The organism is Vibrio sp. QJM3NY_15 (assembly GCF_057785995.1).
Genome location: NZ_CM173517.1, coordinates 2,383,057 through 2,407,426, shown reverse-complemented (window position 1 = coordinate 2,407,426; position 24,370 = coordinate 2,383,057). Strand labels below are relative to the sequence as shown.

At 45.4% G+C, this 24,370-nt stretch carries 15 protein-coding genes; 9 read left to right on the top strand and 6 right to left on the bottom strand.

Annotated features, from left to right (window positions below):
• Window positions 1–23: 23 nt before the first annotated feature.
• From mukF to fdhF, 4 genes are all read left to right on the top strand, one after another.
• On the top strand, window positions 24–1,361 hold the full coding sequence (gene mukF / locus AC3CKG_RS10710) for a chromosome partition protein MukF (RefSeq protein WP_017105762.1): 1,338 nt from the start codon (window positions 24–26) through the stop codon (window positions 1,359–1,361).
• Complete coding sequence (gene mukE / locus AC3CKG_RS10705; RefSeq protein WP_488528337.1) at window positions 1,342–2,142, top strand: chromosome partition protein MukE; 801 nt, start codon at window positions 1,342–1,344, stop codon at window positions 2,140–2,142. The genes mukF and mukE overlap by 20 nt, the downstream gene beginning before the upstream one ends.
• Entirely contained in the window at window positions 2,139–6,599 is a 4,461-nt protein-coding gene (mukB, locus tag AC3CKG_RS10700; protein ID WP_488528336.1) for a chromosome partition protein MukB, read from the top strand. Before mukE ends, mukB begins: the two co-directional genes overlap by 4 nt.
• 345 nt (window positions 6,600–6,944) lie before the next feature.
• Window positions 6,945–11,174 (top strand): formate dehydrogenase subunit alpha, encoded by a 4,230-nt coding sequence (fdhF, locus tag AC3CKG_RS10695; RefSeq protein ID WP_488528335.1) that lies wholly within the window; start codon window positions 6,945–6,947, stop codon window positions 11,172–11,174.
• Between the two features lie 125 nt (window positions 11,175–11,299).
• On the opposite strand, the gene AC3CKG_RS10690 is transcribed toward fdhF, so the two are convergent.
• The 6 genes from AC3CKG_RS10690 to AC3CKG_RS10665 all read right to left on the bottom strand — a co-directional run bounded on the left by AC3CKG_RS10690 (window position 11,300) and on the right by AC3CKG_RS10665 (window position 17,762).
• Window positions 11,300–12,280: an alpha-L-glutamate ligase-like protein gene (locus AC3CKG_RS10690; protein ID WP_102434771.1), complete on the bottom strand. Its 981-nt coding sequence runs from the start codon at window positions 12,278–12,280 to the stop codon at window positions 11,300–11,302.
• 3 nt (window positions 12,281–12,283) lie between these two features.
• Window positions 12,284–13,789 carry an inactive transglutaminase family protein gene (locus AC3CKG_RS10685; protein WP_065103268.1) on the bottom strand — a complete coding sequence of 502 codons (1,506 nt, stop codon included), beginning with the start codon at window positions 13,787–13,789 and terminating at the stop codon, window positions 12,284–12,286.
• 17 nt (window positions 13,790–13,806) lie between these two features.
• A complete protein-coding gene (locus AC3CKG_RS10680; protein WP_488528334.1) occupies window positions 13,807–14,547 on the bottom strand; it encodes an ATP-dependent zinc protease family protein in 741 nt (246 codons plus the stop codon).
• Window positions 14,548–14,834: 287 nt separating this feature from the next.
• The gene (gene cmoB, locus AC3CKG_RS10675) at window positions 14,835–15,806 is read right to left on the bottom strand and encodes a tRNA 5-methoxyuridine(34)/uridine 5-oxyacetic acid(34) synthase CmoB (protein WP_017105756.1); all 972 of its coding nucleotides are present in this window, start codon (window positions 15,804–15,806) and stop codon (window positions 14,835–14,837) included.
• A gap of 182 nt (window positions 15,807–15,988) precedes the next feature.
• Window positions 15,989–16,717 carry a carboxy-S-adenosyl-L-methionine synthase CmoA gene (gene cmoA / locus AC3CKG_RS10670; protein ID WP_488528333.1) on the bottom strand — a complete coding sequence of 243 codons (729 nt, stop codon included), beginning with the start codon at window positions 16,715–16,717 and terminating at the stop codon, window positions 15,989–15,991.
• Between the two features lie 139 nt (window positions 16,718–16,856).
• Window positions 16,857–17,762 (bottom strand): DUF72 domain-containing protein, encoded by a 906-nt coding sequence (locus AC3CKG_RS10665; protein ID WP_488528332.1) that lies wholly within the window; start codon window positions 17,760–17,762, stop codon window positions 16,857–16,859.
• Window positions 17,763–18,076: 314 nt separating this feature from the next.
• On the opposite strand from AC3CKG_RS10665, the gene aspS reads away from it, so the two are divergent.
• The 5 genes from aspS (at window position 18,077) to ruvB (ending at window position 24,051) form a co-directional block, all read left to right on the top strand.
• Complete coding sequence (aspS, locus tag AC3CKG_RS10660; RefSeq protein ID WP_065111059.1) at window positions 18,077–19,849, top strand: aspartate--tRNA ligase; 1,773 nt, start codon at window positions 18,077–18,079, stop codon at window positions 19,847–19,849.
• Between the two features lie 212 nt (window positions 19,850–20,061).
• The gene (gene ruvC, locus AC3CKG_RS10655) at window positions 20,062–20,583 is read left to right on the top strand and encodes a crossover junction endodeoxyribonuclease RuvC (RefSeq protein ID WP_004736470.1); all 522 of its coding nucleotides are present in this window, start codon (window positions 20,062–20,064) and stop codon (window positions 20,581–20,583) included.
• A 213-nt stretch (window positions 20,584–20,796) separates the two neighbouring features.
• Entirely contained in the window at window positions 20,797–22,257 is a 1,461-nt protein-coding gene (locus AC3CKG_RS10650) for a methyl-accepting chemotaxis protein (protein WP_488528331.1), read from the top strand.
• A 92-nt stretch (window positions 22,258–22,349) separates the two neighbouring features.
• Entirely contained in the window at window positions 22,350–22,961 is a 612-nt protein-coding gene (gene ruvA / locus AC3CKG_RS10645) for a Holliday junction branch migration protein RuvA (protein ID WP_017111036.1), read from the top strand.
• 73 nt (window positions 22,962–23,034) lie between these two features.
• Window positions 23,035–24,051: a Holliday junction branch migration DNA helicase RuvB gene (ruvB, locus tag AC3CKG_RS10640; RefSeq protein ID WP_017105751.1), complete on the top strand. Its 1,017-nt coding sequence runs from the start codon at window positions 23,035–23,037 to the stop codon at window positions 24,049–24,051.
• The last annotated feature ends 319 nt before the right edge of the window (window positions 24,052–24,370 follow it).

Genomic DNA, 24,370 nt, shown 5'->3' with positions numbered 1-24,370 from the left:
GAAAAACAGTAACAGGAACCACAATGAGTGAAATGACTCAAACTGCCGAAGAGCAGCCAATTGATGAGTTGGTAGGCTGGGTCAAGCAGCATGACTTTTCATTAAACTTGCCGCCAGAGCGTTTAGCATTTTTGATTGCTATCGCAGTGCTAAGCAATGAAAGGTTCGATGAAGAGCTAGGTGAAGGTGAATTGCACGATGCATTTACCATTGTCACTCGTCTGTTTGAAGATACCGGCGAAGCGTCTGCATTCCGTGCAAACAACGCTATCAACGAGTTGGTTAAACAAAAACTGATCAGTCGTTTTACTAGTGAGATCACCGACGGTGCAAGTATTTACCGTCTTTCTCCACTTGCGATCGGAATTTCAGATTATTACTTACGTCACCGTCAATTCTCTAAGTTAAAACTGTCGATTCAACTCTCGATGGTTGCTGATGAGATGGCTAAAGCCATTGAAGCTGCGCAAAAAGGCGGAACACCTGGCCACTGGCAAAAGAACGTTTATGGCGTTTTGAAATATTCAGTGGGTGAGATCTTCGATCAGATCGATTTAAACCAGCGGGTGATGGACGAGCAGCAACAAACTGTCAAACAGCAAATCGCTGATCTGCTTAATAAAGATTGGCGAGAAGCGATCAATAACTGTGAGTCTTTGCTATCGGAAACCTCAGCCACGCTAAAAGAATTGCAAGATACCTTGCAAGCGGCCGGTGACGAACTGCAAACCCAGATCCTCGATATTCAAGAAATTGTGTACGGTGACGATGAACTCGAGTTTGTAGGCGAAACCTTGTTTGGTTTGCAAATGAAACTCGATCGAATCACAAGTTGGGGCCAACAGGCGATCGACTTATGGATCGGTTATGACCGTCACGTGCATAAGTTTATCCGTACCGCGATTGATATGGATAAAAACCGTGCCTTTAGCCAACGCTTACGTCAGTCGGTTACCGACTACTTTGATGCGCCTTGGCTACTGACTTATGCCGATGCTGAAAAGCTCACCGATCTTCGTGATGAAGCCTTGGTGCTTCGTGATGACGAAGTGATGGGGCAAGCACCAATCGACGTAGAGTACGAAGAATTCGAGCAAGTGAACGATCTGCTTTCAGACCGAATTGCAGAGATGTTAAAAGCTCACAAACAGCAAGGTGCGCCAATTGATCTTGGTCTTGTGCTACGCGATTACCTCGCAGCACACCCTCGCACACACCATTTTGATTTAGCCAGAATTGTTGTCGACCAAGCCGTGCGCTTAGGTTACTCAGCGTCTGACTATCAGGCTATTCAGCCAGATTGGCAGGCAATCAACGATTTCGGTGCAAAGGTACAAGCAAATGTCATTAACAAGTACTGATGATTACATGCCAGAGAAACTGGTAAAAGCGATAGCGAACCCGTTGTTCCCTGCGCTAGACAGCATGCTGCGTTCAGGTAAGCATGTTTCAACAGAAGATTTAGACAACCACGCGTTGCTTTCTGATTTCGAAGTGGAACTTCAGCATTTTTACCAACGCTACAACACGGAACTCGTGAAAGCGCCTGAAGGTTTCTTCTATCTGCGTCCGCGTTCAACGTCTTTGATTGGCCGAAGCGTTTTGTCTGAGCTCGATATGCTCGTTGGCAAGGTATTGTGTTTTTTGTACCTAAGCCCAGAGCGTTTAGCCCACGAAGGTATTTTTACTAATCATGAGCTATTTGATGAACTGATTTCGCTAGCTGATGAGAAAAAACTGATGAAACTGGCGACGAACCGAGCTTCGGGTTCTGACTTGGATAAAGAAAAGCTCTTTGAAAAAGTACGCACATCTTTACGTCGTTTACGTCGTATCGGCATGCTGATTGCGATTGGTGAAACGGGCAAATTCCGAATCAGTGAAGCGGTGTTCCGTTTTGGTGCTGATGTTCGTGTTGGCGACGACATGAAAGAAGCTCAGTTACGTCTAATCCGTGATGGTGAAGCCGTGGTTCATACACAAGAGCCAAACCAAGGCAGCTTGCTAAATGAAGACCAGGCAGAAGCCGCATTAGAACTAGACGTAGACGAAAACGGTCAGCAAGACATTTTTAACGATCAAGCCGACTTTGATGATGAATCAAACCTTGGCGAACAGAACAAAGTAGAAGGTGATGCATGATTGAAAGAGGTAAGTATCAATCATTAACCATGATCAACTGGAACGGCTTCTTTGCGCGTACTTTTGATATCGATGGATTGGTTACAACGCTTTCTGGCGGTAACGGTGCGGGTAAGTCGACCACAATGGCGGCATTCATCACAGCGTTAATTCCTGACCAAAGCCTTCTGCACTTCCGTAATACAACGGAAGCCGGCAGTTCACAGTCTTCTCGTGACAAAGGTCTTTACGGTAAGCTTCAACCTGGCGCGTGTTATGCCGCGTTAGATGTTGTGAACTCTCGTAACCAGCGCTTACTGTTTGCGGTAAAACTGCAGCAAGTTGCGGGTCGTGATAAGAAAGTAGACATCAAACCGTTTGTTATCCAAGGCCTCCCAAGCCATGTGAAACCAACCGATGTTTTGATTCAGAACGTTTCAGACAGCCATGCTCGCGTATGCCAGTTGAATGACGTGAAAGCGGCGGTAGCGCAATACGAAGGCGCTAACTTTAAAGCTTTCTCTTCGATTGTTGATTACCACTCACAGATGTTTGAATACGGTGTGGTACCGAAGAAACTGCGTAACAGCAGCGACCGTTCTAAGTTCTACCGTCTGATTGAAGCATCGCTTTATGGTGGTATCTCAAGTGCAATTACGCGTTCACTGCGTGATTACCTTCTGCCACAAAATGGTGGTGTGAAGAAAGCATTCCAAGACATGGAATCAGCACTTCGCGAAAACCGCATGACACTTGAAGCGATCAAAACGACTCAGTCGGATCGTGACTTGTTCAAACACTTGATCACAGAATCGACCAATTACGTGGCAGCTGACTACATGCGCCATGCGAATGATCGCCGTAATAAGCTTGATCAAACCATGAAGTTCCGTGGCGAACTGTTTGGTTCACGCGAAACCTTGCTGAATCAAAACAACCTGTTGAATCGAGTTCAAGAAGAGTTGGAGCAATTGGTTGATCAAGAATCTGCACTTGAACAAGATTATCAAGCGGCTTCGGATCATCTTCAGTTGGTTCAAACTGCACTTCGTCAGCAAGAGAAAATTGCTCGCTACAGCGAAGATCTAGAAGAGCTTAATGAGCGTCTAGAAGAGCAAATGATGGTGGTTGAAGAAGCTCAAGAACGCGTACTTCTTGCTGAAGAGCAGGCAACCATTACTGAAGAAGAAGTGGATAGCCTGAAAACTCAGCTTGCTGACTACCAACAAGCGTTGGATGTTCAGCAGACTCGTGCACTTCAATACCAACAAGCCGTTCAAGCATTAGAGAAAACCAAGCAGTTGCTGGGTGACGACTCTATTACCGCAGAAAGCGCATTAACTTTGGTTTCTGAGCTAAAAGCACGTGAAGAATCAAGCACTCAAACGCTACTGTCGACTAAACATAAGCTAGACATGTCTTCTGCTGCCTCTGCACAGTTCGACAAAGCGCTGTCTCTTGTTAAAAGCATTGTTGGTGATGTTGAGCGTAAAGATGCGTCTCACAGCGCTAAACAAGCGTTAGAGAAAGGTCGCAACGCAAAACACGTTGTTGAAAACGAACAGCAGTGGCGTGCACAGCACCGCGATATGGCTCGTGATGTAGCGCAGCAGCGTCAAGCTAAAGAGCTAGCGACTGAATACCAAAAGCAACACAACGTGTTACTCACGGATGAAGCGATCTTTGATGAAGAACGCGAACGTCATGCTATGCAGATCGAGTCTCTTGAGTACGCTCAAGAAGAACTGCGTGAAGCGAAGAGTGAGCAACGTCGTGTTCAACAAAATCACGATCAAGAGATTCAAAAACTGGAGTCAATTGCTCCAGCATGGATCACTGCCAACGATGCGCTTGAGACACTAAGAGATCAAACGGATGCTGAGCTAGAAGATAGCCAAGCGGTGATGACTCAAATGCAGCAAGTGCTTGAAGGCGAAAAGTCTCAAGCGGTCGCGAAAGATCAACTAGCGACTCGTCGTGCGCAACTTGAACAAGAGATTGAACGCTTAGCGTCTCCGGGTGGTTCTAATGATCCTCGCTTGAAAGGCCTAGCGGATACCCTTGGTGGTGTGCTGCTTTCTGAGATCTATGACGACATTACCATTGGCGATGCACCGTACTTCAGTGCGATGTATGGCCCGGCTCGTCACGCGATTGTTGTGTCTGATCTTGATGGTATTAAAGAGAAGCTGGTGGATCTTGAAGATTGCCCAGACGACCTTTACATCCTTGAAGGTGATGTCGATGCATTTGATGACAGCTCATTCAATGCTGACGAATTAGAAGGCGCGGTATGCGTTCAGCTGAATGATCGCCAAATGCGTTACTCTCGTTTCCCTGAGATCCCATTGTTTGGTCGCGCTGCTCGTGAGCAACGATTAGAGAAATTACGCGAAGAGCGTGATGTTGTTGTGGAAAACCATGCGAAAGCGGCGTTTGATGCACAAAAGCTGAATCGCCTATACCAAGCGTTCAACAACTTTGTAGCTAAGCACCTACACGTTGCTTTTAACGCCGATCCTGAACAGGCGCTAGTGTCTATTCGCGATAAGCGTAACCAAATTGTTCGTTCTCTGGCAGAGCTAGACTCTAAAGAACAACAGCAACGCAGCCAGCTTCTACAAAGCAAGCAGGCAATCGGTGCGCTAGATAAATTAGCACCAATGGTTCGTATTTTAGAAGACGAAACATTGGTTGAACGTCTTGCTGAATTGGAAGCGCAACTAGAGCGCTTGAGTGAAGCGAAGTCGTACCTGAACAACCATGGTAAAGCATTGGCGTCTTTAGAGCAGATCGTTTCAGCACTTGACGCTGATCCTGAACAGTTCGAGGCACTAGAAGCGCAATACCAACAAGCCGACCAAGCTCTACAAAGCTTGAAAGGCAAAGTGTTTGCTCTGTCTGATTTGATTGAACGTCGTCACTACTTTGCTTATGCAGACTCTGTAGACCTGCTTAACAAGAGCAGCGAACTGAGCGAGCAATTGAAAGCGAAGTTGGTTCAAGCAGAACAAGCAAGAACCAAAGGCCGTGATGGCTTGAAGCAAGCTCGTGAACAGATGAACCAGTACAACCAAGTATTGGCAGCACTGAAGAGCTCACATCAAGCGAAACAAGAAACGGTTCAAGAGTTCAAACAAGAGCTTCAAGAGTTTGGCGTAAATGCTGATGAAGGCGCTGAAGAACGTGCTGTACGTCGTCGTGATGAACTGCACGAGCGTTTGCACACTTCACGTGGTCGTAAGAGTGAATACGAGCGTACTATTACGTCGACTGAACTTGAGATGAAAGCACTGGCTAAGCGTCTTAAGAAAGTACAGAAAGAGTACACCGAGCTTCGTACCTTCGTTGTTGCAGCGAAAGCGGGTTGGTGTTCAGTACTTCGTTTAGCGCGTGAGAATGATGTTGAACGTCGTCTGCACAAACGTGAGTTGGCTTACCTAACGGCAGGCGAGCTTCGCTCTATGTCGGATAAATCACTGGGTGCACTGCGTTTGGCTGTGTCTGACAATGAAGACCTACGTGATTCGCTGCGTCTATCTGAAGACAACGCGCATCCAGAGCGTAAAGTTCTGTTCTACATTGCGGTTTACCAACATCTTCGTGAGCGCATTCGCCAAGACATCATTCATACGGATGATCCAGTTGAAGCAATCGAAGAGATGGAAGTTGAACTTGCTCGTCTAACAGAAGAACTGACGCAGCGTGAAAACCGCTTAGCGATCAGCTCTGAATCGGTAGCAAGCATCATCAAGAAAACGATTCAGCGTGAGCAGAACCGTATTCGTATGCTCAACCAAGGTTTGTCGAACATCTACTTTGGTCAGGTTAAGGGCGTGCGTTTGAACGTTAAGATCCGTGAAAGCCACGAGATCTTGCTATCAGGTCTAGCGACTCAACAAGAGCAGCATAAAGACTTGTTCGAATCAACGCGCTTTACCTTCTCTGAAGCGATGGCGAAACTGTTCCAACGTGTGAACCCACATATCGATATGGGTCAACGTTCTCCACAAGTTCTTGGTGAAGAGTTACTGGATTACCGTAACTACCTAGAGCTGAGTGTTGAAGTTAACCGTGGTTCAGATGGTTGGTTACAAGCGGAATCAGGCGCACTGTCTACGGGTGAGGCGATCGGTACGGGTCAGTCAATCCTATTGATGGTTATTCAGAGCTGGGAAGAGGAGTCTCGTCGACTTCGCAGTAAAGATATCGTTCCATGTCGTTTGTTGTTCCTTGATGAAGCTGCACGTCTGGATTCTAAGTCGATTTCTACGCTGTTTGAACTGTGTGACCGTTTAGGTATGCAACTTCTGATTGCTGCGCCAGAGAACATTAGCCCAGAGAAAGGTACAACTTACAAACTGGTTCGTAAGGTCTTCAAAGACCACGAACATGTACATGTTGTTGGCCTGCGTGGTTTTGCTCAAAACAAACCAGCATCTCCGGTGCAAGAGCTTATCGAAGAAGCTGAGCAATAACCTTGATAGCTGAACAATAACTTTGATAGCTGGGTTATAAGCTCGACAGCGACTCAATGATATTTATTCAAAGCCCCTAATCATTAGGGGCTTTTTTGTATCTCGAATATAACTTTCTGAATTCAAACTGCATTCAAACTCTTCATCTAATCCACTCTCATAATTACTGATAAGACCACTCACACCTTATGGTTATTATCAATGGAACTTGTTTGAGGTCACACGCACAAAACCACAAATAATGTATGGTAATGACATAGGTTTAATAATATTAATAATATTGTATTGCTTAAATTTTAATTATTGATAACTCGCGTGTGCGAAAGGTAAAGGTAGGACTTAGGTATGATTCAAATCGTTATTGATGGGAAATATCGAATCGTCGAGCAAGGGCAAACTGTTCTTGAAGCGGCAAAAACATGTGGTTTGGAGATCCCATCTTTATGTGGTTTGAACAAAACAGCGGATAAAGTACCGTGTGATTTGTGTGTCGTTGAAGTTGATGGCGTTGGCGTTACTCGCTCTTGTGAGCTTGAAGTGTCTAATGGGCTGAATATTACCACTCAGTCAAAACAGTTAACGAACCATCGACAAGAAGCGTTGAACCGCATCATGACCGATCATTACGCTGACTGTGAGGCACCATGCCAAACCGCTTGCCCTGCTGGCGTCGATATCCAATCTTACCTACATCATATTGCTCAAAATGCTCACATCAAAGCGATAGAGGTGATTAAAAAGACGCTACCGATGCCGCTTTCGATTGGTCGTGTATGTCCTGCTTTCTGTGAAACCGAATGTCGTCGTAACTTGGTCGATGAATCCATCGCGATTCGCCAGCTCAAACGACATGCAGCGGACGCGGATCTGGCGGCTCAAGAGAGTTACATGCCCCCTAAGAAGCCAAACAAAGGCAAGCGCGTAGCAATCGTCGGTAGTGGCCCTGGTGGTCTTACGGCAGGCTATTATTTGTCGAATGAGGGCTATGACGTCAGTGTTTATGAGTCGATGCCCAAAGCGGGTGGTTGGCTGCGTTACGGTATCCCTGAATATCGCTTACCAAAGTCGATTCTCGATAAAGAAATTGAGTTGATGTGTCGCAACGGGATGGCCGTTGAATGTGACAAAAAGTTAGGTGTTGATTTTACATTGTCGGATTTAAGCAACGACTTCGATGCGGTTTGTTTGGCGGTTGGTGCATCACAAGCGGTCGAAATGAATTACACCGGAAGTGATTTAGCAGGTTGTTACCTCGGCGTCGATTACCTAAAAGACTATGTGACCGACAAGCATTTCACTACAGGTAAAAAAGTCGCAGTGATCGGCGGTGGTAATACCGCGATTGATTGCGCTCGAACTGCAGTCCGTGATGGAGCCGATACCACGCTAATTTATCGACGGACACGAGATGAGATGCCGGCGGAAGACTACGAAATTGAAGAAGCCGAACACGAAGGCGTCAAATTCCACTTCTTAACCAATCCAGCTGAAAATATTGCTGATGAAAATGGTCATGTATCTGAAATCAGATTAGAGCGTATGGCTTTGGGGCCGGCTGATGCCTCTGGCCGACGAAGCCCGAAACCTACGGGTGAGTTTTTTGTTGAGGATTTCGATACCGTGATTGCTGCCGTGTCGCAAAAGCCTGATCTGAGCTTTATGGACAATGAGTCACTAGAAATCCCGTTAACGCGTTGGAATACCGCTGACGCTGATCCACAAACCATGCACACGGGAACAGGCAATATCTTCAGTATTGGCGATTTCCGACGTGGCCCTGCAACCGCTGTCGAAGCAGTGGGAGATGGCCGAATTGCTGCGCAAGCGATCGACCGATTCTTTAATGGTGACATGAACCAGATCCCTGCTAAGCCTTTCAATTCAAGAAAGCAAAAGCAGCTAAAAGCCGTTGATCCAGAGCAATATAAAGCGATACAGCGAATGGCTCGTAAGATCATGCCAGAGCTCACCCCTGAGCAGCGCGAGCAAAGCTTTGAAGAAGTCGAAACTGGCTTTGATAATGCCGATGCGATAGCTGAAGCAGCAAGGTGTTTAGAGTGTGGTTGCCAAGCTAATACCGATTGTGACCTGCGAGACTATTCGACTGAATACCAGGCAACGCAAACGCATCCAGAATATAAAATCGATGTGGCTTCTAACGACAGCTGGCAAGCGATTCGCGCGGAAGAAACTAAGGTCGGTTTAACACGACAAAAATTCGCGGTCGATGACAGCTCTGAATTCATTATTTTTGATGCCAATCGCTGCATCAGTTGCGGTCAGTGTATCCAAGCGTGTCGTGAACAGAATGTTCATGGCGTTTTAAGCTTCATGAATCAATCAGATGGTAAGCCTGCGTCAAGGCCTGAGTGTCGTCCTAACTTCGGGGCCGATAAGACCTTAATGGGCGATTCTAACTGTGTTCAATGTGGTTCATGCGTTCAGGCATGCCCGACAGGCGCAATGGTGGATGCCCGTGACAGAAAGCAAGGTGATACAGACTTACTTAAGAAAGTCGACACCATCTGCACCTATTGTGGTGTGGGTTGCAAACTCACGATGCATGTCGACGAGAAGAAAAACAAAATCCGTTATATCGAAGGGGGAGACTCTCCGGTTAATGAAGGGATGTTGTGTGTGAAAGGGCGGTTTGGTTTCGACTTTGTTGGCAGCGATGCGCGTTTAACCACACCACTAATCCGCAAAGATGGCTGGCTACAGCCCGCAAGTTGGGATGAAGCGATTAAACTGGTCGCTGATAAATTTACCGCGATTAAACAAGGCTTTGGCAGCAATGCTCTAGCGGGTTTCTCATCGGCTAAAACCACCAACGAAGACAATTATGCTTTCCAAAAATTCATCCGCCGTGAGCTTGGAACTAACAACGTCGACCATTGTGCTCGTCTTTGCCACGCTTCAACCGTAACTGGGCTTGAAGCTTCTCTGGGCAGTGGGGCGATGACCAATGATATTCCAAGTATCAAGCACTCAGATGTGATCTTTATTATTGGGTCAGACACCACTTCGGCGCACCCAATTATTGGTTCGCACATCAAGCAAGCGGTGAGACATGGTGGCGCTCGTCTTATTGTCGCTGATCCAAAAAGGATCGATATCGCCGATCATGCTGAACTCTATTTAGCGCATCGACCGGGTACTGACGTGATGTTGATCAACGGTGTGATGCAACAGATCATCAAGCACGGTTGGTATGATCAAGAGTATATTGAAGACCGAGTTGATGGCTTTGATACTCTGTTACAAGAGGTGATGTCACCAAGCTATTCCTTAGACAAAGTGGAACTTGTGACTGGTGTGAAAGCCGAAGATATCTTCGCGATGGCGCGTTTGATTGGCACCGCAGAACGCACAGCTGTGTATTACTCAATGGGTATTACGCAACACACCACAGGGCATGATAATGTTCGCTCGATTGCTAACCTGCAACTCTTGTGTGGAAACATCGGTATTGAAGGTGGTGGTATCAACCCTTTACGTGGTCAATCCAATGTTCAGGGTGCATGTGACATGGGCGCGTTGCCAAACAATCTACCGGGTTATCAGAAAGTGTATAACCCAATGGTTCGTCAAAAATTTGCGATGGAGTGGGGCGTTTCCGATTTACCTGCTGAAACGGGTTTAACGCTCACAGAGATCATAGATGCGGCGTGTCACCGTGACGTACGTGGTTTATATGTGATGGGCGAAAACCCAGTGCTCAGTGACCCGAACCAAGCACACGTGATTGAAGGACTTGAAGCGCTGGATTTCCTTGTCGTTCAAGACATCTTCTTAACCGAAACGGCGCAGTATGCAGACGTGGTTCTGCCATCTTGCTCGTTTGCTGAAAAGTCGGGGCACTTTACTAATACTGAGCGACGTGTTCAGCGTATTAACCCAGCAGTATTACCTCCAGGTGAGGCGAAAGAAGACTGGGTGATTATTCAGATGCTCGCCAACGCAATGGGCGGTGGTTGGGGCTATAACATCGTTGCCGATATCACCAATGAGATAGCAAGAGTGACACCGCAGTATGGTGGCTTACGTTGGGAGAATATTACAGTGAATGGGGTTCAGTGGCCGAGTAATAAGAACAACCCTGACGGTACTCGTATTATGCACCAAACTCAATTCACTCGTGGGCGTGGTCAAATGGAAGCTATTCCGTTTCGATACGCGGCGGAGCTGCCAGATTCAGAATACCCATTAGTGCTAACGACGGGTCGTGTGCTGGAGCAGTTCCATACAGGTACCATGACTCGCAAAACAAAAGGGTTAGATAACTTAGCCGGGCCGCGTGCAATGATCAGTGTTCATGATGCTGAAGCGTTAGGGATCTCCAATGGACAGATGTTAAAAGTATCTACACGTCGTGGTGAGATAGAGATTGCTGCTTTTGTCACTAAGAGGATGCAGAAGGGGGTGGTGTTTATTCCATTCCATTTTGTGGAATCTCCGGTGAACCGCTTGACGACGACAGCGACGGATCCACATGCCAAGATCCCAGAGTTTAAAGTAGCGGCTGTGCGTATTGACCCAATCCGCAAGCCCGAAATTGAAGCAACAGAGGCCTAACCTAAACTTCAGACATTAAAAAGCCGCGTAACTCTCAGAGTTATGCGGCTTTTCTATTGAACTCGATTAGGCATCGAATTACTTACTCAGTGACCAAGGTTAACTTGGTTAGCTCTTCATCTAGATTAGCTCGGTACAATTTCGCTACCGTGAACACCAAATTGCTTAGCAGCGTAGGCAACGCGCTCTGCAGCTTTTGGGTATTCAGCAGGTGTACCTAGATTTTCAATATGATGCAAGCGAGGTAATAAACCTGCGCCGTTTGCAATCTGTATTGCTAATCCAGGACGAGCATTAAGCTCCAGTACCATAGGGCCTTCTTCTTGGTCTAAAACCATGTCAGTACCCATGTAGCCAAGACCTGTCATTTCCCAAGCGCTAGATGCAAGAGTCAGTAGTTTTTCCCAATGCGGCACTTGAAGTGCCGCCAACTCTTTCCCTGTATCTGGGTGATGAGTTACTGGTTGGTCAAACTGAACCGCACGCACGGCTTTCCCGGTCGCGATGCAAATACCGACACCCACAGCACCTTGGTGCAAGTTTGCCTTGCCGTCAGAAGCTGAAGTAGAAAGGCGCATCATCGCCATCACAGGGTAGCCTTTAAATACGATGATTCGTACATCTGGCACGCCTTCGTAACTGAAGCCTTCGAAACACTCATCAAACTTGATGAGGTTTTCAACTACGGCTACGTCGTTCTTACCACCTAGTGAGAAAAGACCGGCTAGAGCATTACTGATGTGACGCTCTACGTCTTCTTCGTTAATGGTTGACCCCGATGGTTTAGTGTAAACCCCATCTTTATGAGAGATCACGACAAGGATGCCTTTACCGCCACTTCCTTGCGCTGGCTTAATAACAAAGCCAGGCCACTCTTTAACCATTTTATGGATTGTTTTTACTTCAGCTTGGTGACCAATTACGCCAATCAACTTTGGTACGGTTGCACCAGCCTGTTCAGCAATAATCTTAGTCTTAAGCTTGTCATCAACGAGTGGATATTTGGAACGATCATTATAGCGACCAATATAACTATGGTTACGCTTGTTCATCCCCATTATGCCTTTGTCTTTCAACTTAAACGGTGAAGTAAATTGATCAAACATAACTTAGTCCTCCGCTAGCGGTTTAAAGCGACGAAGCTCGGTTAGGCGGTAGCCTGTGTAGTTACCTAGTAGCAAGATGGTCGCTAGAATTACAAGCTGCAAACCAATAAAGTTGAACGTTAAGTGTTGAATGAACGGGTTAGTCATACCTAAGTAAACAAGTACCGCGGTAAATAGTGAGCCGCCACCTTGTAGTACAACTTCTTTCGCGCCTTCTTCTTCCCAAAGGATAGACATACGTTCGATAGTCCAAGACAAGATAATCATTGGGAAGAACGTAATAGATAGGCCTTCGGTGAGTCCGATTTTAAATGCGACGACAGTAAATATCGAGATAATCATAATTACCGTAATAATTACGGCGGATATCCTGGCCACAAGCAAGAGGTTGAGTTTGGATAAGTAACTTCGAATTATAAGACCAGTACCAACAATCAGTAGGAAGCCAACAATACCTGTCACCAACTGCGTTTGAACGAATGCCACGGCAATCAGAACGGGCATGAACGTACCAGAAGTCTTAAGACCGATGATAACTCGCAGGAACACAACGATAAGCGCACCAATTGGAATCAGCATGATGGTTTTAAACATCGCTTGCTCTTCTAACGGTAGGCTGTGGATCGACAGGTTCAACAGTTGGTCGGCAGAGACTTTACTGCTGGTTGCTTCTGTTGGTGAAATTTCCTGAGCAATCATCGAGAAGTGAACTTTACTGTTCTGGCCACCCACAACATCTAATAAAGAGACATTTGATTCGTCCCAGATGAGTAGGTTTGGTTGAACTTGTTGCTCGCTAGATTCAGGAGAGAATAGAACCCACTGGTTATTATCCCAAATTTGGTTCATGTGTTGGATTGATTGGCGACGACGTCCGTCTTCCAACTCAATAACACCGACGACTTTGTTGTGGATTTTAGCGGCAGAAAGTAGCTTGTGTGTCGCATCCACTTTGGTCATGTTATTCAGAATCAGCGCTGAGTTTTGGCTGTCTGGATCGTTAAGCGTTTTGATTAACTCACGAGTAAAGGTGATGTTATCTGCTGAGCGCTTGGTTGCTCTGTCAATCAAAGCAAGGGCCGCGGCTTCTTCAGGACCATCAAAGCTTGGTTGAGCCACATCACCTTCTGGAGGTGTTGAGGTAACGTTCGCTTGGCTATCGACTAAGAACTGGGTCTTGTAGTAGATAGTCTGTGGGCCATCTGCATGACGAATTGACCACTCAGCACGGCGACCTGAATCTGTATTCAAGTATGAAATACCGTAGCCTGGTGATGAAGCTGACTCGCCGATAAGTGTAAAGTTAGACTGTGTGTGAGGTGCGGCTAGTGAAACTTTTGCTTCTTTGCCCACTGCATTGAATTCGATACGAGCTTCAATGTCCCAAACCTGATTAGTTTCGCCTGGAGTCCAGGGTACACCGTAGGTTGTATGTCTGAACATACTCAGTGTTATACCTGCTACGATAAGCAGGAAAATTGAGATATAAAATGGAATTCTTGACGTCATAGCTTACCCTACTATTGTTATTTAACTTCCGTTTGTACGTATTTTTTACTTACATCTACTAGCGCTATGTCTTTGATAAATTCGCGCCCTAGTAATACAGGGTGACTCATTTGAGAGCGATCCGCCAATGTAAATTGCGCTTTTTCATGGATTTTTCCAACTTTCACCCATAATTCAATCACAGCTCTACGTTCTGTCTGATCATTGGTTGATTGGCGGATTTTCACAAAACGTACAACAGGTGCTTCAATCCATTTCTGGTCTTCTGGCGATTGTGCTTTATCTGCTAAGTGGAACTTCACCCAGTCTTTACCGTTACGCTCGAATTCTTTGATGTCTACAGCATTTAAAGAAGAGGTTGTTGCGCCGGTATCAACACGCGCATCAAAGCTTTGGTTGATAGAATCAATGGATACTTTTTCGATTCCGCCAAGGATGGTCGGTTGTGATGTAGTAGCGATAGGTAGGGTTGTCACTGCTACAGGTTCTTCTTCCTCTAGCTGTTCAATAACTTTGTGTTCCATGCTCGTTAGGTGAACATCTAATTGGTTAGAAAGGGTGATAACTTCCTCTTCTAAGCTTTCTATATAATCACTTTGATTGCTGACTTGCAGTTCAAGGTTTTGAACCTTATTTGCGATGTTTGTCTCTGAGCGGGCAATAGCGTCGAGAGTTTCTTGGTGGTAGGCCGCACCGTTGGTGAGGGTACAGCCAGAGAGCAAACCAACCGCCACAATTGGCGATAATCGCTTAAACATAAAAAAAACCTTTGGAAATTAGAGAATAGTTCAGACTATTTAGAAGTTTAGCCTACAAAAAAGGATGCGTGAAGCATCCTAATGTAAGAGTCTGGTCATATTGAATCGCAATGTGAGCGCTGCGCCAGTTATCGCCAATTGAAATAGCTCACTTATTAAACACAAGTCAAATTTTGTTCAATTTACGCGCTTTTAAGTCAAAGTTTACAGCGACAGATGTGATGGCTTCATTGCTACCAAAAACTATTATTCGGTGGTCACCAGAATAATAGTTTGGGGCAACGAATTTATGGCTTTGTCGCTACAAGAACTGCACGTCTCGGCGCTGGGTGACCTTCAACTGTTTTACTTGGATCATTCGGGTCTAAGTAATCTGGCAGAGAGTTGTGTGTCATCCATTCTGTTGTGCGTTGTTCGCCAACCGTCGTAACATTTTCATCAACGATTCGAACGTCTTCAAAGCCAACTTGTTCTAACCAGCGTTTCAGTGCGCGAGCTGATGGGAAGAAGTACACGTTTCTCATTTGCGCGTAGCGGTCAACAGGCACAAGAACAGCGTTTTCGTCACCTTCAATCACTAACGTTTCAAGTACCAATTCGCCACCAGATACCAATTGGTCTTTTAGTTGAATCAAATGATCAAGCGGTGAACGGCGGTGGTAAAGCACGCCCATGCTGAATACAGTATCGTAAGCTTCCAGTTTTGGCAGCTGTTCAATACCTAAAGGTAAAAGGTGAGCGCGTTGGTCATCGCCCATAAGCTTACGGATGGCTTCAAACTGAACAAGGAAAAGGTGAGACGGGTCGATACCGACGGTCAAACGAGCACCTTCACCTAACATACGCCACATGTGGTAGCCATTACCGCAACCTACATCGAGTACAGAACGGTTTTTAAGCGGAGAGATATGAGGAAGTACACGATCCCATTTCCAATCGCTGCGCCATTCTGTATCGATATGAATGTCATGAACGGTATAAGGACCTTTGCGCCAAGGGTGGAACGTCTTTAATAAGCTCTCTAGCTTTTTAAGCTCACCCGTTTGAAATGGTGTGCTGCTGCCGATAGTCACAGAGTTTTTCAAATCAACTTGATCAGGCACGCCTTGCGGGATTTTATTCAGTGCACGTAACCAACGGTCAAAGTCACCGTGCTCTGCATTTTGCCAATCCGTCAGCTGTTGAGGAAGAACATTGAGCCACGGCTGTAGGCGAGTGTCTTGGGCAATGAGTTGATAAAAATTGGCAAAATTAAACATAGTTTTTCACTGAGTTAATAGGGTCAATAAACCCTAAAATAAAAATTAAATTTGTCATTCCCTAAAATGAGGGACGAACATGATAGGGAATCTCGGTTTATCGTACTTGATAGAGATCCCCAACTCGCTCGTTCCTCGCTCTTGAGGATGAAGTTTTAGTACGAGCTGACTGGGTATGTGCGCTATTTAATCGCGAACATCGAACCGAAGTTGAAGCATTGGAACCACACTTCGCTACTTGAGAAGCCAATCTTTTCAAAACGTTGCTTATGAACTGGAATCGAGTCTGGACGCATCACATTTTCGATAGCACTGCGTTTCTGGCTGACTTCAAGCTCGCTGTATCCGTTTGCACGTTTGAAATCATGGTGCAGATCAATAAGCAGTTCATTTGAACTTTCATCTTCGAACACAAACTTTTCTGACAGAATCAAAATACCGCCCGGACGTAATCCAGCGTGGATCTTTTCAAGCAGAGCGTAGCGGTCGTCCGGTGATAAGAACTGTAAGGTGAAGTTCAGCACAACAACTGAAGCGTCTTTGATCTCGATTTCACGGATATCAGCTTCGATGACTTGGACTGGCGTATCGCTTCGGTAGGCGTTTACGTGCAGCTTACAGCGTTCAACCATGGCTTCCGAATTATCGACAGCAAAAATCGTACAGCCTTCTTGTTGGATGTGGCGGCGCATTGAAAGCGTTGCTGCGCCAAGAGAGCAACCCAAGTCGTAGATGTTTGAGTGTGGTTTTACGAAGCGTTCAGCTAACATGCCAATAGCAGAGATGATATTGCTATATCCAGGAACCGAGCGTTGAATCATATCTGGAAATACTTCAGCAACCCTTGCATCAAAGGTGAAATCACCAATTTTATCAATGGGAGCGGAAAAGATATTGTCTTTGTTGCTCATTGCATTCTCTCTCGACAGTCAGCGTAATCGGCACAGAATTCGTACCAAATAAAAGGGGACGTATTTTACGTAAAAAAAACGCTTGTGTCACGAAAACTGAGATTGATGAAAGTGAACGCGTGTTAGTGGTTGTTTACTATCAAAACATCGAGATTTGATGGTCACCTTTTTGAGCAGGAAACTCCGCCAAATTAGGCAAGGTTATCTGTGTGTGTTCAGCAACTTGCGTCTGTAACTGCTTATAGATAGCAATCGCCAACTCAGGGGCGTGATTATTGTCTGGGGTGTGAATCATCAAATAAGGTTGTTTTCCTTCATTTAACCAAGTCGGTAATTTCGCGAACCAAGGTTTAAAGAAAGCGATATTGGGTTCCTGATCTGGATGTCCAATAAAGCGAACCATCGGATTGTTTGCCGTCGCAATGGCATGAACCGGAACACGTGGTTTCTTTTGATGTGCGTCGATCACCGCTTCTGTGGTTGGTGGTGCGGAGAAAACAGGACGGCTATCCATAATGATGCGATTGATCCCTTCTTCTATTAGCCAATGATTGAAACGTTTTTCGGCATCGCCTTTATCAAAGAAGCCAAGGTGACGAACTTCAACGCCGAGCTGCATGTCTTTTGGAAACAAGGTACAAAACTTTTGCAGGGCAGGGAGCATGCTGGGTTCGAAGCTATGGGGTAATTGAATCGTCCACTGACCAATGCGCCTATGCAGTGGCGACATAGTGAGCAGAAATTCTTTGAGTTCGGCTTGGCAATGTTTTAAGTGCTGCTGGTGGGTGATGAACTTAGGCAGCTTAAAAGTAAACTTGAAATCATCGTGACTCGCGGCTTTCCAGTTATTGACCGTTGAGACACTGGGTGTCGCATAGAAAGTCGTGTTGCCTTCAACGGTATGAAAAACTTGGGTGTATTTTTCTAAGCGCTCAGCGGGTTTTGTTCCTTTCCCATAAAACTGACTTTGCCATTCAGAATGAGACCACATTGTTAACCCAAGCCTTAGAGGTAAAGTTTCTGTTGTTATTACACGATCATCCATCTATTACACCGTTATTCATCACGCTATCAGTCATTACAAAAAGTTTTTGGTTTGAAACGAAAATCTACTGTACGAGAGTTTTGCTGATTAAGGTACTTTCGAGATATAATTAGCACAATTTTTTCGGTTTTGATGAATCTTTGCGCACTTGATGGGCTAAAAAGCAGCAAAGCCAGATAAAACACAATAAATTCGAATGTGGAAGGTCGATTTTAAGCGAGTTTCCGCGTATAAATGTTCCTTTGCTCTGTTGTGTGGAATGACCACTGACAGCTTGGAAATTAGTAAATAATTAAGAGATTGGGAAATTCATTATGCGTACCCATTACTGTGGTAACCTGAACAAGTCCCTGGCGGGACAAACTGTAGAATTGTGCGGCTGGGTAAACCGTCGCCGTGATTTAGGCGGTCTTATCTTTATCGATATGCGAGATCGTGAAGGCGTCGTTCAGGTTGTTGTCGATCCAGATATGAAAGATATCTTTCCGATCGCTAACCAACTGCGTAATGAATTCTGTATCAAATTTACTGGTGAAGTACGTGTTCGTCCTGACAGCCAAGTAAATAAAGATATGGCGACGGGTGAAGTTGAGCTTTACGCAACTGGTCTAGAGATCATCAACCGTTCAGAAGCGCTTCCACTAGACTTCAACCAAACGAACTCTGAAGAGCAGCGTCTTAAGTACCGTTACATCGATCTTCGTCGTCCAGAAATGAGCGACCGTATCAAGCTTCGTGCACGTGCTTCTAGCTTCGTTCGTCGTTTCCTAGACGAGAACCTATTCCTAGACATCGAAACACCAGTACTAACGAAAGCGACACCTGAAGGCGCTCGTGATTACCTAGTACCAAGCCGTGTTCATAAAGGTAGCTTCTACGCACTTCCTCAATCTCCTCAGCTGTTCAAGCAACTGCTGATGATGTCTGGTTTTGACCGTTACTACCAAATCGTTAAATGTTTCCGTGATGAAGATTTACGTGCTGACCGTCAGCCTGAATTTACTCAGATCGATATCGAAACATCATTCCTGTCTTCTCAAGAAGTACGTAACATCACTGAAAAGTTAGTTCACGATATGTGGAAAGAGCTTCTAGATGTTGAACTGGGTCAATTCCCAGTAATGCCATTCTCTGAAGCGATTCGTCGTTTCGGTTCTGATAAGCCAGATCTACGTAACCCACTAGAACTAGTAGACGTTGCTGACTTGGTTAAAGACGTTGAGTTCAAAGTATTCTCTGGCCCTGCGAACGACGAAAAAGGTCGCGTAGCAGTAATCCGTGTACCGGGTGGCGCTAAGCTGACTCGTAAGCAAATCGACGGTTATGCAGAGCACGTAGGTATCTACGGCGCGAAAGGTCTAGCTTGGATGAAGGTTAACGACCGTGCTGCTGGTATGGAAGGTATCCAATCTCCAGTTGCTAAGTTCCTAAACGAAGACGTAATCAACGGTCTTCTTGAGCGCACTCAAGCTGAATCTGGCGATATCATCCTATTTGGTGCAGATAAAGCGAACATCGTTGCTGAAGCAATGGGCGCACTTCGTATCAAGCTAGGTGATGACTTAGAGCTAACAGACAAGAAAGCATGGGCTCCTCTTTGGGTTATTGATTTCCCAATGTTCGAAGAAGATGGCGAAGGCAACCTTCACGCAATGCACCACCCATTCACATCACCACTTGGTGTGAGCGCGGAAGAGCTAAAAGCAAATCCAGCTGCAGCTAACTCTGATGCATACGACATGGTAATCAACGGCTACGAAGTAGGCGGCGGTTCAGTACGTATCCATAGCGCAGAAATGCAAACGGCTGTATTCGGTATCCTAGGTATCGAAGCTAAAGAACAGCAAGAGAAGTTCGGTTTCCTACTTGAAGCACTTAAGTACGGTACGCCACCACACGCGGGTCTAGCATTCGGTCTTGACCGTTTAGCAATGCTTCTTTGTGGTACAGAGAACATCCGTGACGTTATCGCATTCCCGAAAACAACAGCTGCAGCATGTCTGTTAACAGACGCGCCAAGCCTAGCAAACCCAGCATCACTGGAAGAGCTAGCAATCGCTGTTAACTTAGCGAAGAAAGAAGACTAATCAAACGATTAAGCTCAACTTTCTAATCAAGCAGTGAGTTTTCGATAGAGCTTAAGTCTCAGATAGCACTTAAGCTTTCAACAAAACTTAGTTTTTGATAGAACTTTTTCTTTCGCAGAACAACGAAATGCCCGTTAATTTGACGGGCATTTTTTTTTGCGTTCGATATACTAAGCTCATAAAGCATGTATAAATAATCAGTATTTGAAGTTATGTCTATTATCTTAGGGATTGACCCTGGCTCTCGTATTACCGGCTATGGCGTGATTCGTCAAAATGGTCGCCATCTATATTACTTAGGTAGCGGTTGTATTCGCACCTCTGAAAAAGAACTGCCAGGCCGACTCAAGCAAATCTACGCCGGTGTGAGCGAAATCATCACTCAGTTTCAGCCTGACGTATTCGCGATCGAACAAGTGTTCATGGCGAAGAATGCCGATTCAGCACTTAAACTTGGTCAAGCTCGTGGCAGTGCGATTGTAGCAGCGGTGAATGCAGATTTACCTGTACATGAATATGCGGCTCGTTTGATCAAACAAGCGGTGACTGGTAATGGTGGCGCTGATAAGTCTATGGTTCAGAATATGGTGATGAGTATGCTCAAACTACCCGCTAAGCCACAAGCCGATGCCGCCGATGCTCTAGGCGTAGCGATCACTCACGCTAACACCAATAAAACCTTGGTCGCACTTGCAGGCAAAGCAACGGGAGCAAGAAAAGGGCGTTACCGTTAAATCTCATTCTATTGTTAGTTCCTAATTCTGCCTTTTAAACTTATTCTATTGATGAGCCTCACGCCCTGTTTGGCTCATATCAAAACAATACGCCTCTAAATCCTTGATGAAATGAGATCTTTCGAACATAACCCAGATAATAACATTGCGTATCATTTAACATGTTATTAACATTGGTCGGAGGTCTTACAAGTTAATCAAGGATGATCACTGATGAACCCAATCAAGCTGTGGCGCGCGCTGTTTCTACCTAAAAACAACGGGTGGAGTAACAACGAAGTCAGACAAGCCGATATCTTATTACTCTTCACTTTTATCGCATTCTTCGTGGGTGTCTATAGCTTAATCAAGTGGACTAAGCACGAAGAGCAACTTCTGATCGCCACATCTGTATTTCTTATCGTATTCGAACTGATCTCGGCACTGCTACTTCGTGTGACGAGTAAGCCGAGCCTTGCACTTAACTTTGGTTTTGTCGGCATGGCTGTCCACGCGTTGAACATCATTTATCAAAGTGGTGGGGTTGTGGCTTCCACTCAAGCTTATTGGGTGCCTTTGTTAGTGGTCGCTTTTTTCTTATCAGGAACACGAATTGTGGCTTTGGTATGGAGTGGACTGGTTATCGGTGTTTCATTGGTGATGACGTCTGCACATCTCAATGGATTTGCATTTCCCCAGCTTGAGCTAACCCCTGATGCGGTAGTGGTAGAAACTTGGTCCGGTGTGATTATGCCACTGGTGGTCATCTGCATTGCTCAAGCCTTTACTGCTAAGCAAAAAGAGGTGGCGATCGAAATGGCAGAAGATGCGATTTCAGAAAGCCAACACGTTGCCAACCAAGCGACGCAAAGTGAAGGTCGGCTCTCTATCGTGCTCGACCAAGCCAATTCGAATTCAGAGAGTCTACAAGGTGTTTCGGTTCATTTAGATCAGCAGTCACAAGACTTGCATGCTCAAGTCGAAGTGTTGAATGTCAATTGTGAATCTCAAGCGAGCGCTGCGGAAGAGATGAGTCAACAACTCCATCAAATGACTCAAGGCATTGAAGAATCCAATTCATTTGTAGGTGAACTGAAAGAACGCAGCGAAGCGGTGGGAACCAAAGCGCAAAAGAGCTCGGAGTCACTAGAAGCTTCAACCGATGCAATCAGTCAGATCATTCAAAGTAATCAAGAGATCATGAAAGTCGCTGATTTGATCACTTCGGTTGCTGAGCAAACCAATCTATTAGCACTTAACGCGGCAATCGAAGCAGCTCGAGCAGGTGAGCAAGGAAGAGGCTTTGCTGTAGTAGCTGAGCAGGTAAGGGAGCTATCGGCGAAAAGCAGTCATTCGGCGATAGAGATTCGAACTTTGTTAGACCGCAGTAAAGAAGAAGTTGAACACGGCAGAGCAATCATCGAAACCACGGCGAGCGAGATGAACGGTATCATCTCAGAGGTGCAAACCATCTCAACAGATGTTAATCAGCTCACCAATATTATGGCGATGCAGATGAATTCGTTAAAAGAGCTCGATATCGCCAGTTCAGAAGTGGCGCAAAGTGTGGCGGAAACTAAATCAGTGTCAGGCTTAGTCGCGAATTATGGTTCTGAGCTAACAGGTCATGTGACTTCGGTTAAAGAATTGGTCGCGAGCTTGAACAGCGTGGTCTCGCAAGCCAAACAAGCCTAAATAATTCACTTCAAAAAACACAAAGAACTGGATAAGTATCCAGTTCTTTTATATTCTGTCCTTCAAATTAAATTCCATCAAGAGAGTGAATTGTGATCGGACGTCTCCGCGGTACATTAATAGAAAAACAGCCACCAGAATTATTGATTGAAGTCAGTGGTGTTGGTTATGAAGTCCAAATGCCAATGAGCTGTTTTTATGAGTTACCAAACGTAGGCGAAGAAGCAATTATCTACACTCATTTTGTGGTACGTGAAGATGCTCAGCTACTTTATGGTTTTAACACTGTTAAAGAGCGTGCCTTGTTCCGTGAAGTGATTAAAGCGAATGGTGTCGGCCCTAAACTTGGTCTTGGTATCCTTTCTGGAATGACGGCAAGCCAATTCGTTCAGAGCGTTGAACGTGAAGATATCTCGACACTGGTTAAACTGCCGGGTGTTGGTAAGAAAACGGCAGAGCGTCTGGTTGTTGAAATGAAAGACCGCCTGAAAGGGTGGGGAGCAGGTGATCTGTTTACGCCTGCAACGGATGCTGCGCCAATGGACTCGATGCCAGCGGTTCACGATGCTGAAGAAGAAGCAGTAAGCGCACTACTTGCGTTGGGTTATAAACCGACTCAAGCCTCTAAAGTTGTTGCTCAAGTGGCTAAAGATGGCATGACCAGCGAACAATTGATTCGCGAAGCACTGAAGTCGATGGTTTAATACCTCATATACTTGTTCTAGAAAATAGACTCATTCACTTTGCCTGTACGCAGAGTTAGGAATAACAGAATTTATGATTGAAGCCGATCGCCTGATTGCACCGGATAATCCGGTCTTTAAAGATGAAGATGTTATCGACCGTGCAATACGTCCAAAGGCGTTAGCCGACTATCAAGGTCAGGACCACGTTCGTAACCAGATGGAGATTTTCATTCAAGCAGCCCAAATGCGAAATGAAGCTCTGGATCATCTGTTGATTTTTGGCCCTCCCGGTTTAGGTAAAACCACGTTGGCGAACATTGTTGCCAATGAAATGGATGTGAGCATCCGTACGACTTCAGGTCCAGTTTTAGAAAAAGCGGGCGATTTAGCCGCGCTATTAACTAACCTCGAAGAAAACGATGTGCTTTTCATTGATGAGATCCACCGCTTAAGTCCTGTGGTTGAAGAGGTTTTGTATCCAGCAATGGAAGATTACCAACTGGATATCATGATTGGTGAAGGCCCTGCGGCTCGCTCTATCAAGATTGACCTTCCTCCATTTACTTTGATTGGCGCAACCACTCGTGCTGGCTCACTAACATCGCCATTACGTGACCGTTTTGGTATTACTCAGCGTCTTGAGTACTACAAGGTTGAAGATCTTCAAAACATCGTTCAGCGCAGCGCTGATTGCCTTGGACTTTCATTGGAGTCGGATGGGGCATTAGAAATTGCTCGTCGTGCTCGTGGTACACCGCGTATCGCGAACCGTTTATTACGCCGTGTACGAGATTACGCGGAAGTGAAAGCCGACGGACATATTTGCCCAGACGTAGCGGATAAGGCACTCAATATGTTGGACGTTGATGCCAAAGGCTTTGACTACATGGACAGAAAGCTTCTACTTGCGATTATGGAGAAGTTTGGTGGTGGTCCGGTCGGTATCGACAATATGGCAGCCGCGATTGGTGAAGAAAAAGATACGATTGAAGATGTATTGGAACCGTATTTGATTCAGCAGGGTTATCTGCAAAGAACACCAAGAGGCCGAATTGCTACCGACAGAGCGTATTTACACTTCGGAATAGACAAACCCTCAAATCGTTAACTTATTCATTTCTAAAGATCCCAGTTGCATAAGCGCTGGGATTTTTTGGTTTTTATTGAATAACAACTCTTTGAGCAAATCGATAAAAAGGCTAAATATCGAAATTCAAAAATGGAAACTTTGATTTCAAGTTTGATTTAGCTAACAAAAAATGAAATAAACTGTCATATCTTTTGTTAATACTTTATAGGTAGTTGTAATTTGGATGTTGAAGTGGTGCTGAGCTTTTGTCACAGATATCATGCGCGGTTATTAACAACGCTAAAATTGGTGTGATTTTAATCATGATTGTTTAAAAATAACTCTAATTTGCTTGAAT